Here is a 15,862-nt window from a genome sequence, read left to right on the forward strand (position 1 = left end):
TCGAGGAGTTAACGCCGAATGTTTGCTGGAAGCATAGTCGCCTTAGTGACGCCAATGGATGCAGAGGGTGCGATAGATTATGTCGCACTGGAAAAGTTGGTTGAGTTCCACGTTGAATCGGGAACCAACGGTATCGTGGCTATGGGTACGACCGGAGAGAGTGCCACGCTTGGTTTTGAAGAGCACCTGCAAGTGGTTCGTAAAATTGTTGAGTTCGCGGCAGGAAGGATCCCTGTCATCGCTGGCACTGGAGCCAACGCTACAGCAGAAGCTATTTATTTGACCAGCCAGTTGGAAGATAGCGGTATTGCCGGTTGTTTAAGCGTCACACCTTATTACAACAAGCCGACTCAAGAAGGTTTATATCTCCACTTTAAGGCGATAGCCGAAAGTACCAAGCTTCCTCAGCTACTTTATAATGTGCCCGGTCGGACCGCTGTGGATCTGTTGCCGGAAACGGTGGCTCGGTTGTCAAAAATTGACAACATTGTTGGTATCAAAGAAGCAACAGGCGATCTGGACCGTTTTAAGCAGATTAAATCGTTAGTTGATGATGACTTTCTTTTGCTAAGCGGTGACGATGCTACTGGGCGCGAATTTCTGCTACTGGGCGGCGATGGTGTGATCTCTGTGACTAATAACGTTGCACCCAAGGCGATGGCCACTATGTGCCAACACGCCCGCGCAGGGGAAGCGGCCAAGGCGGCGGTATTAGACGAGCCGTTGTCATTGCTACATGACAAGTTATTTATCGAAGCAAATCCTATTCCTGTAAAGTGGGCTTTGTCTCGTATAGGACTCATACCTAATGCTTTTTTACGATTGCCTCTCACTGTTTTGAGTGAGCAAGCTCAACCCGAAGTTGAAAAAGCACTGCAAAAAGCAGGATTAATTTAATGAAGTTGAACGGTATGAAGTGGTTCCGTTTCTGTGTTGTCGCACTCTCATCGGTCTCAGTGCTCATCGGTTGCACATCAGCAGAAGATCGCCGTACCGCGAGTGGTAACTATGACTATCTTGATGTGATGCCATCTCGTGGTTTAGCGATACCTGAAGGTTTGAATGCGCCAGTTACTAATGAAGAGTATGCCATCGACGATTTAGAAAGTGCCAGCGCAGCCTATGGTCGTGAACTTGATATTCGGTCACCGGCTCAAGTTTTGCCCCTGGTAGAGGGGAGTAATGTAAAAAATAGTACTGGTAGTAAGATCTCTATCAATTTTTCTCTCGAAGAGAGCGGCGGCAACGTGCGGGATGAAGTTTGGCGTGTGCTTTGGGAGTATTTCTACGAGAAGGGTATACGTGCTCGGTTCTGGGACAAGCAAGGCGGTGTCCTAATTACCGACTGGTTTCATAGTGACATCAAACTAAGCGAAGACAATACGATAATAGATACCTTAACGTTCAGCGAAAAAGAGATACATATTCGCCAACGTTACCTGTTCTCGCTAGATGTTAATGAAAGGGAAGATAAGGGAACATTGACCGCATCGTTGTTGGGATACGAAGAGACATTGAACAACCGTAAGGTAGCTGACACCTTAAGTGATATTGATAAGCGTCGTTATACAGTGAACTTGCTAAATGGTGCTATCGGGCATTATGAGTTTAAGAAGCGGGTTGATGCTCATCAAAAGGAACAGCAAAAATTAAAACCGATAACCTTGTCTGTGGGTAAAGACGCTTCAGGTTTGCCGGCCTTCATTGCATCGGCGGGCTTTGAACGAACTTGGTCACGCTTGGCGTTAGTGATTACAGATCTTGGTTTTACGATTGAAGATCGTAATAAGTCGATCGGGACGTATTATGTTCGTTATCATGGATCTCAGAGTTTGTGGGAGTCCATTTGGGGAGACGGTATCGACATTGATATCCCCAAACAGCAATATCAGATATTATTAGGGGACTTGGGGAGCTCATCCTCAATCACTTTATTGTCTATAGAAAATAGACCTGTCGGTGAAGAGCGTCTGGCAGAAATATATGATGCACTGAAAGACGCGATGGAACGTGGCGTAATTAATCAATAGTTTTAAGCGGAGCAGAGATCCCGATGGAAAAGAAAGCAGAGTTGTACCGTGGTAAAGCGAAGTCTGTGTACACAACAGATGATGCAGATCGACTGATCTTGCAATTCCGCAACGATACATCCGCTTTTGATGGCGAGAAAATTGAACAGCTCGACCGTAAAGGCATGGTAAATAACAAATTTAACCATTTCATTATGACTAAGCTTGAAGAAGCTGGTATCGCTACGCAGATGGATCGTCTGATTGCGGATGATGAAGCGTTGGTTAAGAAGCTGGATATGATCCCGGTTGAGTGCGTTGTTCGTAACGTGGCTGCGGGTTCCATCTGTCGTCGTTTGGGAGTCAAGGAAGGAATGGATTTGTCACCACCAACCTTCGAATTTTTCCTTAAGAATGATCAGCTTCATGATCCAATGATCAACGAGTATCACATCCAAAGCTTTGGTTGGGCGACAGCCGAACAAGTGACTGCGATGAAGGAGCAAACCTTCAAAGTCAATGATGTATTGAAGAAGCTGTTTGACGATGCTGGCCTGATACTTGTTGATTACAAGCTTGAATTTGGCGTGTTCAATGGTGAAATCATTCTTGGTGACGAATTTACTCCTGATGGTTGCCGTTTATGGGATAAAGAAACCCGTGACAAGCTGGATAAAGATCGCTTCCGTCAAGGTTTAGGCGGTGTGGTTGAAGCTTATGAAGCCGTTGCTGCGCGCTTGGGTTTAAATCTCGACTAAAGTTAATACCGTTTCATATCCAAATAAAAAACCCGCTGTCAGCGGGTTTTTTATTATGTAGAAAGAGGGGATCATAGGCGTTTATGAGGTATCTCTTTTTCCCCTGGCTTAACGTCCTTCTTGATAACACCGATTTTCTTTCCATGTTTGAACTCATCAATACGCTTTTCCAGCTTAAATTTGGCGGTATGTTTTAACAGCATGATGTTACTGATAATGAAGCCTAAAATTGCCGCGATGAGTAGTATTAGTTTCCAAGTTTCCATATCAGTGTTCGTTCTTGGGCCAATGGGCTACGTTAGTGACATATTTTACCATTAACGCTTCGATCTGCGGCCCCAGGTGTGCTAATCCAATAACTTGGTTTCTCGTTAATGCATCCATCACTTTGGTGCTTGTTAATTGCGATAGGGCCTGTTCTGCTATCTCACCGTAGCTAATATGCCAAGGCTCTTCGGCGACACCGCCGCGATATTTATTGTAGGGCCAGAAAAAGCCAAACTTGCCAGCATGCTCTCGCAACCAAAGATAGGTCGAATGTTGCGGCCCACCAAGTGCGTACTCATCCGGCTCAAGCCGCAAAGGTTGTTCTCCCTGCTGCAGGCTACAAAAGATGTCTAGGTCTGTCCCCCAGTGATGGCGGCTTGTGCCAGGCAGTGCAGACCAATGAAGGATTGCAGCGATTTTTTCTGACTCACTCAAAGTGGTGATATCCAGAGGCTGGCTATCATGATTGAGCAACGGGCGAGTACCCAAGAACTTAGCTTGCCAGATAGCTTGCTGGCGTTCGAAACTGCGAAAACCGCTGGCGATCTGTAATGAAAAACCGTCATCAGCCGCCGCACTGAATAAGCTTTGTAGTGGTAGGCATACATCTTTATGAACCAGAGTCCCGCGCTGACCAAACAGGTGCAGGTGGGACTCAGATTCACCGGTTAGTTGCCGATCATGGAGTTCAGTCAACAAGTAGCTGCACCATGGTTTTATAATACATCTCAGTTAATAGCTCCAGATCAGCAACCTTGACGCATTCATTCACTTTATGGATCGTGGCGTTACAAGGACCTAATTCAATCACCTCAGCGCCAGTTGGGGCGATAAAGCGGCCATCTGATGTACCACCCGCTGTCGATAGCTCTGTTGGCGTATGCACTGTATCCAGAATCGCTTGCTGAACTGCGGTGACCAAATCCCCATGGTCGGTTAGAAATGGTTCGCCGTTATAGGTCCATTTAAGATCGTACTCAAGGCCATGGGCATCAAACAGCGCATGTACTCTTTCTGTTAATCCCTTGGATGTGTTTTCGGTACAGAAGCGAAAGTTAAATTGGACCTCTAGCTCACCAGGGATAACATTCGATGCGCCTGTTCCACCATTAATATTCGAAATTTGCAGACTGGTTGGGGGAAAGTAGTCGTTACCCTGATCCCAGCAGATCTGGCTAAGCTCGGTTAATGCCGGTGCGGCTTTATGAATGGGGTTATCAGCAAGGTGAGGGTAAGCCACGTGGCCTTGATGTCCATGCACTGTCAGATCGCCAGTCAGCGAGCCGCGGCGACCATTCTTCACAATATCACCGCATCGGTGGGTGCTTGACGGTTCGCCAACAATACACCAGTCGATCTTTTCGTTTCTGGCTTCCAGTGTGTCAATTACACGGGTTGTGCCATTAATAAAGGGGCCTTCCTCATCACTGGTAATCAGATAAGCGACAGATCCCTTATGGTTTGGATAAGCAGCAACAAAGCGCTCTGTCGCAATAACCATCGCCGCCAAGCTGCCTTTCATGTCGGCAGCGCCACGGCCATGAAGGTAGCCATCGATAACCGTGGGCTCAAATGGTGGTGTGTGCCACTTTTCTTCGGGGCCGCTGGGAACGACATCGGTATGTCCGGCAAAGCAGAAGAGTGGCGCTTGGGTACCACGGCGAGCCCATAAATTGGTGGTATCTTCAAATACCATGGTCTCAAGGGCAAAGCCAATATCGGCTAATCTCGCACCCATAAGTTCCTGGCAACCCGCGTCCTCAGGGGTAACAGAGCGACGGCTGATAAGTTCTTTTGCTAAATCCAGTACCTCTTCACTCATTACTAATCTACCTGCTGAAATAGTTGTTGATAGGCTGCGGGTTTGAAGCCTATCTGAATATGATCATTGAAGCTTAGCACCGGCCTTTTAATCAGGGTGGGGGTGGCTAACATTAGCGCGATAGCGTCTTCCGCATTATCGACCAACTTCTGCTGATCAGTTAGCTGGCGAAAGCTGGTGCTGCGTTTGTTCAGTAGTGATTCCCAACCTAGGTGATCGACCCATTTCTTCAAGGTCTTTTCATCTAAGCCGTCAGTGCGAAAGTCATGGAATTGGTATTCTTGCTGGTTTTGTTCAAGCCAACTGCGAGCCTTACGAACAGTATCGCAATTCTTAATGCCAAATAGGAGTGTCATAGATATGCCAAATAACGAGACGAAAAATGTTGCAGCAAGATTATCTAAGCTAGACAAAAAAGGCACTCATTGGAGTGCCTTTTTTTTGCTATTTGATGACGGTGATGATGACATCCTCGGCTTGAGTGACCTTACCGCTGTGTTTTGCTAACTGTTTTACTTCATCAACGTTGGATATGACGACGGGGGTGAGTGTTGACTTGGCTTTCTCTTCTAAAAAAGGTAGATCTAATTCGATTACCGGATCACCACATTTTACCTGTTGCCCCTCTTCCGCTACGCGACGGAAGCCTTCTCCCTTCAGCTCGACGGTGTCGATACCGAAATGGACAAAAAGCTCGATCCCTTCGGGCGATTCAATACTGAATGCATGATTGGTTTCAAATATCTTACCAATGACACCATCACACGGAGCCACTAATTTACTGCCGGTAGGTTTAACTGCAACGCCATCCCCGACAATTTTTTCCGCAAATACCACATCCGGCACTTCTTCTATATCGACAATTTCGCCCGTTATTGGGGCATAGATCTTCACCCCATCCAAAGGGTCGTTGTCATCGCTTACCAGCTTTTTTAACGTGCTGAATAAACCCATGTTTTATAGCTCCCGCATCAGGCTTGGTATCTAGTAGTAAACCGTCTTGAGTGTAACAGAGGGACTGACACTATATAAAGTGATCGTGACAATAATCAATCCCTAGTTGATCCAAATTATCACTCAATGGGTTTCAATTGCGAATATTCTTTCTGGACGTCGGCACCATCATAACTATAGTTAATTAAACCAAAGAGTTATCTGGTGTGTCATGTGAAACTCTATGCCAACAAAATATTAACCTTAATGTTACTTTGTTTACCCCTTAGTGCCTTTGCAAATGACATTGTCTACCCGAGGGCCGAGTCAACATTCGATGAAAGGGTCAACTATCCGTTAAGGTTACTGACGCTTGCGTTGCAGAAAAGTGGCTCTAGTCTGCAGCTGAAGCCCAGTGAGTTGCCTATGCAACAGGGCAGAGCGCTTAAGCAGCTTGCAAGAAATGATGAGTTGGATGTGGTGTGGTCGATGACTTCTGTTGAAAGGGAAGCCAGTTTGTTGCCGATACGAATTCCGATTTACAAAGGTTTGGTTGGTTGGCGATTACTTCTGATCCGTGAGCAAAAACAGCAACTGTTTTTTCATCTAACTGATAGTACTGTATTAAAAGAAGTGATTTTGGGGCAGGGCCATGATTGGCCTGATACGCAGATCCTTGCTGATAACGGGTTTAGGATCGTGCCATCGTCAACCTATGAAGGTCTATTTGAACAACTGTTGCGAGAGCGTATCGAAGCGTTTCCTCGGTCTGTCGCTGAAATATGGGCTGAACAGCAAACATACTCGGCTCAGGGGCTTGTCATCGAGCAGCGTTTTGCACTGCACTACCCGACTGCATTTTATTACTTTGTTAATCCCCATCGTACTGATTTGGCGGATATTATCACCAGAGGATTAGAAGCGGCGATTGCCGATGGCAGTTTTGATAAGCTGTTCAATCAAGAGCACGGCGATATCTTGCGAGCTGCCGATCTAAAGCGGCGCGATATATTAACCCTGACCAATACTATCTTACCGAAAGCAACACCGGTTAATCGCTCTGAGCTTTGGTACGCGCCACAGTAGTTATGGCGCAACACCACATTTTTCGCTCGTTGTCATTGCGACTCTTTAGGCTTCAGAGAAGCGTTTTCCAATAACTGTGCCGTGACATGCTCTGCAAAACCCGCCCCGGCTTCTTCGTACAGATTGAACACAGAGTTAACGCCAAGAGCTTTTAACTCCTCCGCTTCGTCCGGGAAGTGCACAATGGCGGCGACTTGACCGTTGAATTGCATGCGCTGGAACTGCTTTGCAGCAAATTGATTACCGTGGTGGCTTGGCATCGCCAAATACACTAACTCAATGCCCTCTGCAGATAGCTTCTCCCAGAAATCAGAGTCTGTGGCGTCGCCCTGAATGACATTGCGGCCGTGTGTGCGATGTTCTTCTACACGATCCATGTCTGTTTCAACGCCGAGTATAGAATTCCCGTAACAGTCGAGCATTTCGTCGTAAACACCGGTGCCAATACGGCCCATACCAAAAATAACGCAGCGTTCACCTGATAATTCGATGTTGCTGTCGTATTTCAGTAGCGCGCTTCGTTGATATTTATGTAGGTTGGCTCTATAGCGCCGATAGAGGCTCGCAGCGTGTAAATTGAGCGGCGAGGCGATAGCCATGCTGAGTGAGAGTGCGATGGCGATAATCACCAACCATTCGGGACTCAGCCAGCCATTGCTGACTCCGATTGCACCCACGATCAGGCCGAACTCGCTATAGTTAGCCAAGCTCAGCGAGCTCAGGGTGGCGGTACGGGCGCGCAGTCGGAACTTGGTTAACAGGCCAAAGTAGATGATAACTTTGACTATCAGTACCAGGCAAAGCAGCGCAGCGATGGCAACGCTTTCCCAGGTTGGGAGCGCTTGTAGGCCAATGTTAAGAAAGAAAGCCACCAGAAATAGCTCTTTGAAACTGAATAATGATTTAGCTAATTCGCCAGATTTGGGGTGGTTAGCAAGCAAAATACCAATAATCAATGCACCGAGATCAGGTTTCAATCCAACCAATTCAAACAGACCTGCGCCAAGCAGTAGCGCCATCATTAAGCCGTAAAGAATAAGCATTTCGCCATGGCCTGCGCGGTCGAGTAAGCGGTACATGAGAGGGCGAATGAAGGGTAAGCCCAGCAAGCATACCGCCCAAACACTGGGGATTTTTCCCGTGGAAAGGGTGAGGTAGACGACAGCGAAAATATCTTGCATTACCAAGATACCAATGGCCACACGGCCATACAGAGACTGCATCTCACCCTTATCTTCCAGTACTTTTACAGCAAATACGGTACTGGAAAAACTTAATGCAAATGAAAGTAGTATCGCTGATGACCAGTTGAGCGTTGCGAACAGGGAGATTTTTAGCGCTGCCAAAAGTATTAATGCAATGGTGAAGAAACCAATCGTAATGCCCATGTGGAGGGTGGCTGTGCCCCATACTTCGGGTTTCAACAAACTCTTGATATTAAGCTTGAGCCCAATAGTAAACAGCAAAAGGGTTACCCCAAGGTCGGCCACTTCTTGCATTGCAATTGAAGGTTCAAACCCTACTGCATGTAACAGAAAGCCACAGCCAAGGAACCCGATCATCGGCGGTAAGCCTATGCGGCTAACCAATAGGCCTAGGGTAAAAGCGGCGGCGATAACAATAGGATCCAAGGAGCCTCCTAATTTTTCTGAAAATAGTGGAGAGAATGCATAATGGGTTTAGAATACAGCACGTTGCAAACTTTACCTCAGTTACTTAGAGAAATATGCAGTTTCTTAATGTGCAATCACCCTGGTATCAGGCGGCGATCTATCAGGATTTAAGGCAGTTGTTGCCGATCTCAGCTTGGCAGACTTGGCCTGATACCGAGCAGATGACAGCGTTGTTGCCGAAACTGACCTGCAACAGTCACGGAAAATCGATACAGTTTGTTTGCCAGTCTACCTTGGATGCTTGCCCTGATGGTATCTACTACGAGCAGCGCATACTGGAGTCGGGCGCAGTACCTACTCGTCCCGCGCATTGGCACGATCTGTTTAATGCCTTGATATGGTGTCTGTTCCCAAAAGCAAAAAGTTTGATTAACCAACAACATTGCGATGACATCGCTAAATATGGACAAAAAAAACGCACGCCACGCCGTAACGCCTTAACCTTGTTTGATGAATGCGGTGTGATTATTGCTGTGGCTGATGATCACCTGAGCCAGGCTTTAAAACAACATGAATGGGATGCGTTGTTTTGGCAACAGCGAGATGCTTGGGGTAATACCATACGTCCTTTTGTTTTTGGTCACGCCAGCTATGAATCATACCTGCAGCCATTTATTGGCTTATGTGGCAAGGCGTTATGTTTGCCGGTCTCCGCGGACTTCTTTACGCTGCCGTTGCTAAAACAATATCAAGCGTTGGATCAGCAACTGTCATTGGCACTGAGCGCAGATCTGCTTGCTGACAACCAACCGTTGTCGCCTTTACCTCTGCTCGGGGTGCCGGGGTGGTGGCCGGCGAATGAATCGCGGGAGTTCTATCTCAATCAGGACTATTTTCGCCCTGCGCCTAAGAGAAGTTAGTGTAGTCATCGAGGTTTGCTGGCTATACTGACTGTCGAACTAACGCATCAGTTATGCAACTTGATGGCGTATTTATCGAAGTCGGTTGAGGGCAAATGATGTGTGAAGACTGGGGTTTTATTGTCATCTCTGCGCCGGAACACTTTCTAAGTAAATTGGATCCGGAGTCTGCTGATGGCTCGCCCTTGGTGGCTGAAATAGCTAGCCTAGCGGGCGTGACGCCTAATCTATTTAATGGCTTACACTTTCAATTTGAGCAATTAGGAAGAGCAAACGGTTTAGCTTGGTTTGTATTCGATTGCGCGCACTGGCCGGTGCTGCTTTCTAACTTGACTCTGCCCATCGCTGATATTCAGATTTATGCGCGGATCCAGGATGATGAAGGCCGTGAGCTTTTCTACGCGTTACCTGAAGAGGGTGAACGCTTGATTGTTATCTGGGATGGCGAGGAGATGTCGACTAATGCTTCAGTACAACCTGTTGCAGATGAAACATCTCTGTCTGCGTTGGCAAAATGGCAGTCACTAGTACCTGATAAGGTAAAATCTGCGGTGCCTGAATTTCTTGAGATTGAGTTATAGCCTCGATTTTTGTTCGATAGCTCTTCCATCACTTCCCATATTGCCGTTTTCCAAAAACAGCAGGAGCGCACCGTGGAAAATCTTGAAAAGATCCTCCGCTTTATTGTCGAAATAGAAAAGCTTAAAGATGTGCATCGAAAAACCCGCCCTGTTGGTTTGTCGCGCTATGAGAATTCAGCTGAACATAGCTGGCATGTTTGCTTGTCGGCTCTGATGCTTTATCAGCATGCTGATGAGCCGGTGGATATCAATCGCGTGATAAAAATGCTGTTGATCCATGATCTTGGTGAGATAGATGCGGGAGATACCATTATTTACGCCAGTGAGACACCAGAATTAAAAGCTGCTGAGGCAGAAGGAGTAAAGCGCGTATTAGGCTTGCTTCCTGAGGGGATGGATACAGAGTTCATTACGCTTTGGTATGAATTTGAGGCAGGCGAAACGGCCGATGCCAAGTTTGCAAAAGCCGTTGATCGGGTGCCGCCGTTATTGCATAACCTGCATGGCGATGGTCATAGTTGGCGCGCCCACGATGTCTCTAAGGCGCAGGTGTTCTCGATTAATGAGCGTATTGGTAAGGGCTGTTTGGCCTTGTGGGAATTGCTAAAAATCAAGCTTAATGTGGCGGTTACCAAAGGTTGGTTAAAGTAAGTTTGATTGGATTCCTCGATTAGAAGGTTTCACTTAGAGCGTCACTATTTTGGTACAGCATTCAGGATCGGGAGTGGTCTGATGATTAAATTAAGCAGGTTTGTCGGTAAAGTAAGTTGGTTACCTCTATTTTTGGTTGTTGCATGTTGCACCGGTTGTGCGCAGTTGGAACAGTGGACTAAACCGACGGTACAAGGGTTAGTAGTCGCACCAAGCTTTACCCCAGATCGCTTGGTCGTTGATGGCATTGATAGGGTGGTGGTTAAAAACCTTGCTAGTGATATAAAAGTTAACCCTGATGCATTAAGTCCAGAAGTGGTGGCGGTGTTGCGAGACAAGCGCAATGAGATAAAGATAAAACCGGGCAGCCGATATGTCGTGCATGTCACTCTACTATCTAATTCAGTGACCAAACGCACTGATGACCTCGACCCTGATATTTATAAATACGTCACGCGAACTGTTAAGGTTAACTACGTTATTACTGACAGCATGGATGCAGACGCTGAAGTTTGGAGCGGTATTATTGAAACGTCAGATGAAACGTCTGCCAGCTATAAGCGTGAGAAAAAACAGAAAAAATCAGACAAAGTGCTTGATGCTGTGATAGAGAGTATGACCAAGTCTGAAACTTATCCTTACCCTGAACCGCCCGTTTTTGACACCACTTTACGTTGGAACTTCGAAGGCTTTGCGCTGAATTTACCTTAGTGATGTGATTGTCGTTTTCTGGGGATGAACGCAGATAACGACAATACTAATTTTCTTCAAGTAATTGCTTTATCTGTATCTCTCTTGCCATCGGTGACCCGCTGAATCTGCCAAGCAGATGGTAAAGGCAGGGGATGATAAACAGTGTGATGACGGTTGCTAGGAGCATGCCACCGAAGATCACGACACCGATGGCAAAGCGGTTTTCCGAGCCAGCGCCGCTGGCAAATAACATAGGCAGAGCGCCGAGTAGCGTTGTCATTGCGGTCATGAGAATAGGCCGTAAGCGGTTCACTGCCGCCTGACAGGTCGCGGTGGTGATATCCAACCCTTTGTCGCGCAGTTGATTGGCAAATTCGACGATAAGAATGCCATTCTTTGTCGCCATCCCTATCAACATGAGTAAGCCGAGTTGGCTGTAGATATTGAAGCTCTCTCCGGCTAACAACAGTCCTACCAAGCCGCCAAGGATCCCTAACGGTACGGTAAGCATCACAACTGCCGGGCTAATAAAGCTTTCAAATTGAGCGGCGAGTACCAAATAGCAAACCAGCAAAGCGAGGCCAAACAACAGCGCGATCTCTCGCTGATTGTCGTAGTACTCTTTCGATTCGCCAGCGAAGTCAAAAGTATAGCCAGGTGGGAGCATGGGTTCGGCATGCTCAATAAGAAAGTCGAGGGCTTCACCTAAGGTGGCCTGTTCGGTCAGGTTAGCTTTGAGGTTGATAGATTTCTTCCGCTGATAATGAAACAGACCACGCGCTGAGGCCGTTTCTTGCGCTGAAACCAGGGTGTCTAAGGTGACCAATGCTCCGGCGTCACTGCGCAGGTAGACTTTGGCAAGATCCGCTGCTGATAGAAAGCGATCTTCATTGGCTTTGAGGTAGACGTCATATTCGTCACCGCGTTCTTCGAAGCGTGTTTGCGCTCGCCCGCCCAATAATACTTCCAAGGTGCTTGCAATATCGTCCACCGAGACGCCTAATTCTCGGGCTGCTGGGCGGTTAACCTGCAATACCAATTCTGGTGTGGTTGGGTTGTAGTCAAGCTGAGCGCCATGCATTAGCCCGCTTTCGTCGGCTAATTTCTCTAGTTGCTTGGCATAGCCGAGTAACTCGGTGTAGTCCTCGCCTTGCAGTACGAACTGCACTGGCTCCCCCATAGAGCCACCAAACCCGGGTTGATAGGGGTAAACTTTTACATCAGGGATGTCGTGTGTCGCCTCCCTGATCATTTCTACAACTTCAGCAGCAGACTCTGAACGCTCACTCCAGTCTTTTAACTGCAGGATAAAAAATCCCTGATGGTCCGCCCAAGTGCCGAAAGCTGGTGCTGAATAATTCAGTGAGCGAACCGGGCCATCGTCCCTTATCGGTATGAGTCGCTGCTCTATCGCTGCCATGCTGTCTAGCATGCGATCATAGCTGGTGGCTTCCATACCACCGACATAGATATTAACGACGCCACGATCCTCTTTCGGCGCGTAAGCTTTTTGTTGTAGTTGATAGCTGTAAACTAACAAGCCTAAGGCGATACCAATGACCAATAGTGCTGATTTTTGAAACGGCAAGATCTGCTCTAAGACTGCAGCATAGCTATGTTGCAGCTTATTCATCAAACTGTTCATAAACCGGTTTATAAAGCTTGGCGGAGGGGGCGGGCGGTTGAGTAGCTGGCCAGCCATCACAGGGGCAAGCGTCAGTGCGACGATGGAGGAAAATACCACCGCAGCAGAGAGTAATACGGCGAATTCACTAAATAGCCTTCCCATCTTGCCTTCCATAAACATGAGAGGCAGGAAAACCATCACCAGTACCAAAGTGGTCGCGATCACAGCAAAATTTAGCTCTTTGGTGCCTCTAAAAGCGGCGACTAGCGCTGGTACACCATTGGCGCGATGACGAGATATATTTTCCACCACCACAATGGCGTCATCGACAACCAAACCGATGGCAAGAACCAAGGCCATCAGGGTGATTAGATTGATACTGTAGCCGAGTAGATAAGCAACAGTGAACGCCGAAATCAGCGAGACGGGTACGGTGATCGCCGGGATCAATGTGGCGCCAATACGACCAATAAAAAGATATAACACCAGCAGCACGAGCACAGCGCAGATAACCAGGGTGGTATACACCTCGTTAATGGCATATCGAATAAATATGGTGCTATCGTAATCAACCGCTAAGCTCGCCCCTTGGGGCAGGAAGCGTTGTAAGTGCGGGAGTTGTTCTCGGATGGTTTGGGCAACGTCAAGGGGGTTGGCTTGCGACATTGGCACGATCCCTAAGCCAATACTGTCAATGCCATCGCTTTTGAACGTGGTGGTGTCTTTCTTCGCACCGATATAGATCTGGGCAATATCGCCCAAGTGTACGCTGTCGCCATCAATATTTAATAGCTGGATCTGTTTGAAGTCATCCGCTTGCTGATATTGTCGGGCAACGCGTACCACCATGTTGAGGCTGTCATTACGTATATAGCCAGCGGGCAGCTGAATATTTTCCTGATTGAGGGCGTTGATCACCTCTTTGGTTGTTAAACCACGGCCGGCCATCTCTAATGGATCCAGCTCAATGTACATCACGCGCTCGACCATGCCTGAGCTATTGACGGCGCTGACGCCGGGCATCAAGCTGAGCCTTTCTATCAGGATCCGTTCGGCAAAATCACTGAGCTCGACTCTGTCCTGCAACGTTCCGGTGAGATTCAACCACATGATAGGCGCATTGTTACCATCATCTTTGCGCACAACAGGTTCATCGACATCATCGGGCAGGCTATTTCTGGCACGGTTAACGGCGTCCCTGACATCACTCAGGGCCTCGAGCATATTGTGTCCCTGCTGGAAGGTGATCGTGATCCCCGACCAGCCATCCCATGATGATGACCAGATGTAGTCAACGCCGTCTATGCCACTGAGTTCATCTTCAATTGGGTTCGTGATCTGGGATTCTACGATGGAGGAAGCACTGCCACGATAGGCTGTGCCGATTGATATGACTGGGCTGTCAATGTCGGGCATCTCCCGCACGGCTAACAAGTTGAATGATACCGCCCCAAACAACATGAAGAGTAAGCTCAGTACGATGGCCGATACTGGCCGAAACATGGCGATATCAGAAAGCTTCATACACCCGCACGTGCTATGACGGTGACTTCCATTCCATCTCGGACTTTAACCAAACCTTGATGAACCACTTGCTCTCCAGCACTTAGGCCGCTAGTGACTTCAGCAAGATCGCCATCACGAATGCCGAGGGTAATCTCGACTTTTTCAACGTGGTCGTCAATCAGACGATAGGCATAACGCTTGTGGCCTTCGTAGGCGATTGATTGCACCGGCAGTACTACATTGGCTTGCTCCGTCAGCTTTAGCCTTCCGGTCACTAAGCTGCCAGGTGTTAATTTGCTGTCACGGTTGTCTATCGATAGTTGTAAATAGACATTAAGGCTTTCGCCACGAACGCGGCTATCGATGCTGGTGATCTCCGCTTCGACCAAGTCACTATTCAGGTGGGTTTGTTGTAGAGTCACTGTTTGTGCAGTAGATATTCGCCCCAAGTATTTTGAAGCGACAGGTACATTCAGACGCAGCACCGTGGCGTCATCTAACGTAGTGAGTCGTGTTTCTCTAGACACCAGCTGACCTGGGCTGAGGTCAACCAAGCCAACTTTGCCATTAAAGGGAGCGCGGATCGCTCGGTCTTCAAGTGCAGCCAGAGCGAGTTCTACTTCTGCCTGTTGTATCTGTACATCTGCATCTGTCTTATCAACGTCTGATTGAGTGACCGCGCCTTTCGGGAGGAGCCGATGAATGTTGCCCTGGTGGCGTATAGTGTCCTGCAGCTTGGCCTGCTCACGCTTGAGTACAGCCTGTTGATGTCGATCGTCTAGCTGTACCAGCAAGTCGCCCTGTTCGACTTGTTGTCCCGAACGAATTTTTATGTCGCTTATCCGGCCGTCTACCTCGGGAGTGATCTCCACCGCTTGTCTTGAAAAGACCGTGCCCTGCAGTGGCACGGTTTCAGCCAGTGCCTGCTCTGATAATGTGACTACCGTGATGGCGACAGGTTTGGTTTCGGCGACCGGTGGGTGAGCACTGGAGGTTCGCCAGCTCCAGCCGATAATTAGCACGATAACAACAGCTAACAATGACAACATCTTCATAAGCTAAGAAACTTCTCTGCAAAAAACTGAATGCTGACTAATTCTTGAGCAGCGACAATCGCGATTGTCGCAGGAATAGCTGTTACATGTCTTGAGACAAAAAGTTAAATCGTACGAGTTAATTGTTAATAAACTATGATTTTTAGTCTGTTACGCACAACGATTACTGGTATGGCCGTGCTAATTCATTGTCAGTTGATGGGATATGAAGATATAGAGGCATGATGACGGCGAACTGCCACCATTGATGTGGAACTTATTTTGTAGGCGTGATGTTGCAACGCCTTTGACTGCGATTAACTCTGTTGTTTTCAACCACAATAAGAGGTGTATTGCCAGAT

Annotated in this window: 16 protein-coding genes; 8 read left to right on the plus strand and 8 right to left on the minus strand. The window is 47.7% G+C overall.

Annotated elements, in window-relative coordinates:
- Nucleotides 1-18: 18 nt before the first annotated feature.
- From dapA to purC, 3 genes are read left to right on the plus strand one after another with little or no spacing between them, the layout of a single operon-like run.
- Nucleotides 19-897, plus strand: coding sequence for a 4-hydroxy-tetrahydrodipicolinate synthase (gene dapA, locus DU002_RS07875; RefSeq protein WP_114337828.1), 879 nt, complete (start codon nucleotides 19-21; stop codon nucleotides 895-897).
- Nucleotides 897-2,030 (plus strand): outer membrane protein assembly factor BamC, encoded by a 1,134-nt coding sequence (gene bamC, locus DU002_RS07880; RefSeq protein WP_114337829.1) that lies wholly within the window; start codon nucleotides 897-899, stop codon nucleotides 2,028-2,030. The genes dapA and bamC overlap by 1 nt, the downstream gene beginning before the upstream one ends.
- Before the next feature lie 23 nt (nucleotides 2,031-2,053).
- Nucleotides 2,054-2,767 carry a phosphoribosylaminoimidazolesuccinocarboxamide synthase gene (gene purC, locus DU002_RS07885; protein WP_114337830.1) on the plus strand — a complete coding sequence of 238 codons (714 nt, stop codon included), beginning with the start codon at nucleotides 2,054-2,056 and terminating at the stop codon, nucleotides 2,765-2,767.
- 71 nt (nucleotides 2,768-2,838) lie between these two features.
- Here purC and DU002_RS07890 read toward each other — a convergent pair whose 3' ends face one another.
- The 5 genes from DU002_RS07890 to crr form a co-directional block, all read right to left on the minus strand.
- Entirely contained in the window at nucleotides 2,839-3,033 is a 195-nt protein-coding gene (locus DU002_RS07890) for a DUF2897 family protein (protein WP_114337831.1), read from the minus strand.
- Nucleotide 3,034: 1 nt separating this feature from the next.
- A complete protein-coding gene (locus DU002_RS07895; RefSeq protein WP_233496449.1) occupies nucleotides 3,035-3,733 on the minus strand; it encodes a M15 family metallopeptidase in 699 nt (232 codons plus the stop codon).
- Entirely contained in the window at nucleotides 3,723-4,856 is a 1,134-nt protein-coding gene (dapE, locus tag DU002_RS07900) for a succinyl-diaminopimelate desuccinylase (protein ID WP_114337832.1), read from the minus strand. Before dapE ends, DU002_RS07895 begins: the two co-directional genes overlap by 11 nt.
- A 2-nt stretch (nucleotides 4,857-4,858) precedes the next feature.
- Complete coding sequence (locus DU002_RS07905) at nucleotides 4,859-5,212, minus strand: ArsC family reductase (RefSeq protein WP_114338073.1); 354 nt, start codon at nucleotides 5,210-5,212, stop codon at nucleotides 4,859-4,861.
- An 88-nt stretch (nucleotides 5,213-5,300) separates the two neighbouring features.
- Nucleotides 5,301-5,810 (minus strand): PTS glucose transporter subunit IIA, encoded by a 510-nt coding sequence (gene crr, locus DU002_RS07910; protein WP_114337833.1) that lies wholly within the window; start codon nucleotides 5,808-5,810, stop codon nucleotides 5,301-5,303.
- A 405-nt stretch (nucleotides 5,811-6,215) separates the two neighbouring features.
- On the opposite strand from crr, the gene DU002_RS07915 reads away from it, so the two are divergent.
- Nucleotides 6,216-6,875 carry a type 2 periplasmic-binding domain-containing protein gene (locus DU002_RS07915; RefSeq protein WP_147271806.1) on the plus strand — a complete coding sequence of 220 codons (660 nt, stop codon included), beginning with the start codon at nucleotides 6,216-6,218 and terminating at the stop codon, nucleotides 6,873-6,875.
- 32 nt (nucleotides 6,876-6,907) lie between these two features.
- Here the strand turns inward: DU002_RS07915 and DU002_RS07920 are convergent, their stop codons facing one another.
- The gene (locus DU002_RS07920) at nucleotides 6,908-8,506 is read right to left on the minus strand and encodes a cation:proton antiporter family protein (protein ID WP_233496450.1); all 1,599 of its coding nucleotides are present in this window, start codon (nucleotides 8,504-8,506) and stop codon (nucleotides 6,908-6,910) included.
- Nucleotides 8,507-8,601: 95 nt separating this feature from the next.
- On the opposite strand from DU002_RS07920, the gene DU002_RS07925 reads away from it, so the two are divergent.
- The 4 genes from DU002_RS07925 to DU002_RS07940 all read left to right on the plus strand — a co-directional run bounded on the left by DU002_RS07925 (nucleotide 8,602) and on the right by DU002_RS07940 (nucleotide 11,351).
- Nucleotides 8,602-9,408 (plus strand): DUF3025 domain-containing protein, encoded by an 807-nt coding sequence (locus tag DU002_RS07925; RefSeq protein WP_114337835.1) that lies wholly within the window; start codon nucleotides 8,602-8,604, stop codon nucleotides 9,406-9,408.
- A gap of 95 nt (nucleotides 9,409-9,503) precedes the next feature.
- Nucleotides 9,504-9,989, plus strand: coding sequence for a hypothetical protein (locus DU002_RS07930; protein ID WP_147271808.1), 486 nt, complete (start codon nucleotides 9,504-9,506; stop codon nucleotides 9,987-9,989).
- Between the two features lie 72 nt (nucleotides 9,990-10,061).
- Nucleotides 10,062-10,640, plus strand: a complete 579-nt coding sequence (locus DU002_RS07935; RefSeq protein WP_114337837.1) for an HD domain-containing protein — start codon at nucleotides 10,062-10,064, stop codon at nucleotides 10,638-10,640.
- An 81-nt stretch (nucleotides 10,641-10,721) separates the two neighbouring features.
- Nucleotides 10,722-11,351: a hypothetical protein gene (locus tag DU002_RS07940; RefSeq protein ID WP_114337838.1), complete on the plus strand. Its 630-nt coding sequence runs from the start codon at nucleotides 10,722-10,724 to the stop codon at nucleotides 11,349-11,351.
- Nucleotides 11,352-11,397: 46 nt separating this feature from the next.
- Here DU002_RS07940 and DU002_RS07945 read toward each other — a convergent pair whose 3' ends face one another.
- Together DU002_RS07945 and DU002_RS07950 are read right to left on the minus strand one after the other, a co-directional pair.
- On the minus strand, nucleotides 11,398-14,484 hold the full coding sequence (locus DU002_RS07945) for an efflux RND transporter permease subunit (protein WP_114337839.1): 3,087 nt from the start codon (nucleotides 14,482-14,484) through the stop codon (nucleotides 11,398-11,400).
- Nucleotides 14,481-15,521 carry an efflux RND transporter periplasmic adaptor subunit gene (locus tag DU002_RS07950; protein ID WP_114337840.1) on the minus strand — a complete coding sequence of 347 codons (1,041 nt, stop codon included), beginning with the start codon at nucleotides 15,519-15,521 and terminating at the stop codon, nucleotides 14,481-14,483. Before DU002_RS07950 ends, DU002_RS07945 begins: the two co-directional genes overlap by 4 nt.
- Nucleotides 15,522-15,862 lie beyond the last annotated feature (341 nt).

The sequence above is a fragment of the Corallincola holothuriorum genome (assembly GCF_003336225.1).
Classification (GTDB): domain Bacteria; phylum Pseudomonadota; class Gammaproteobacteria; order Enterobacterales; family Neiellaceae; genus Corallincola; species Corallincola holothuriorum.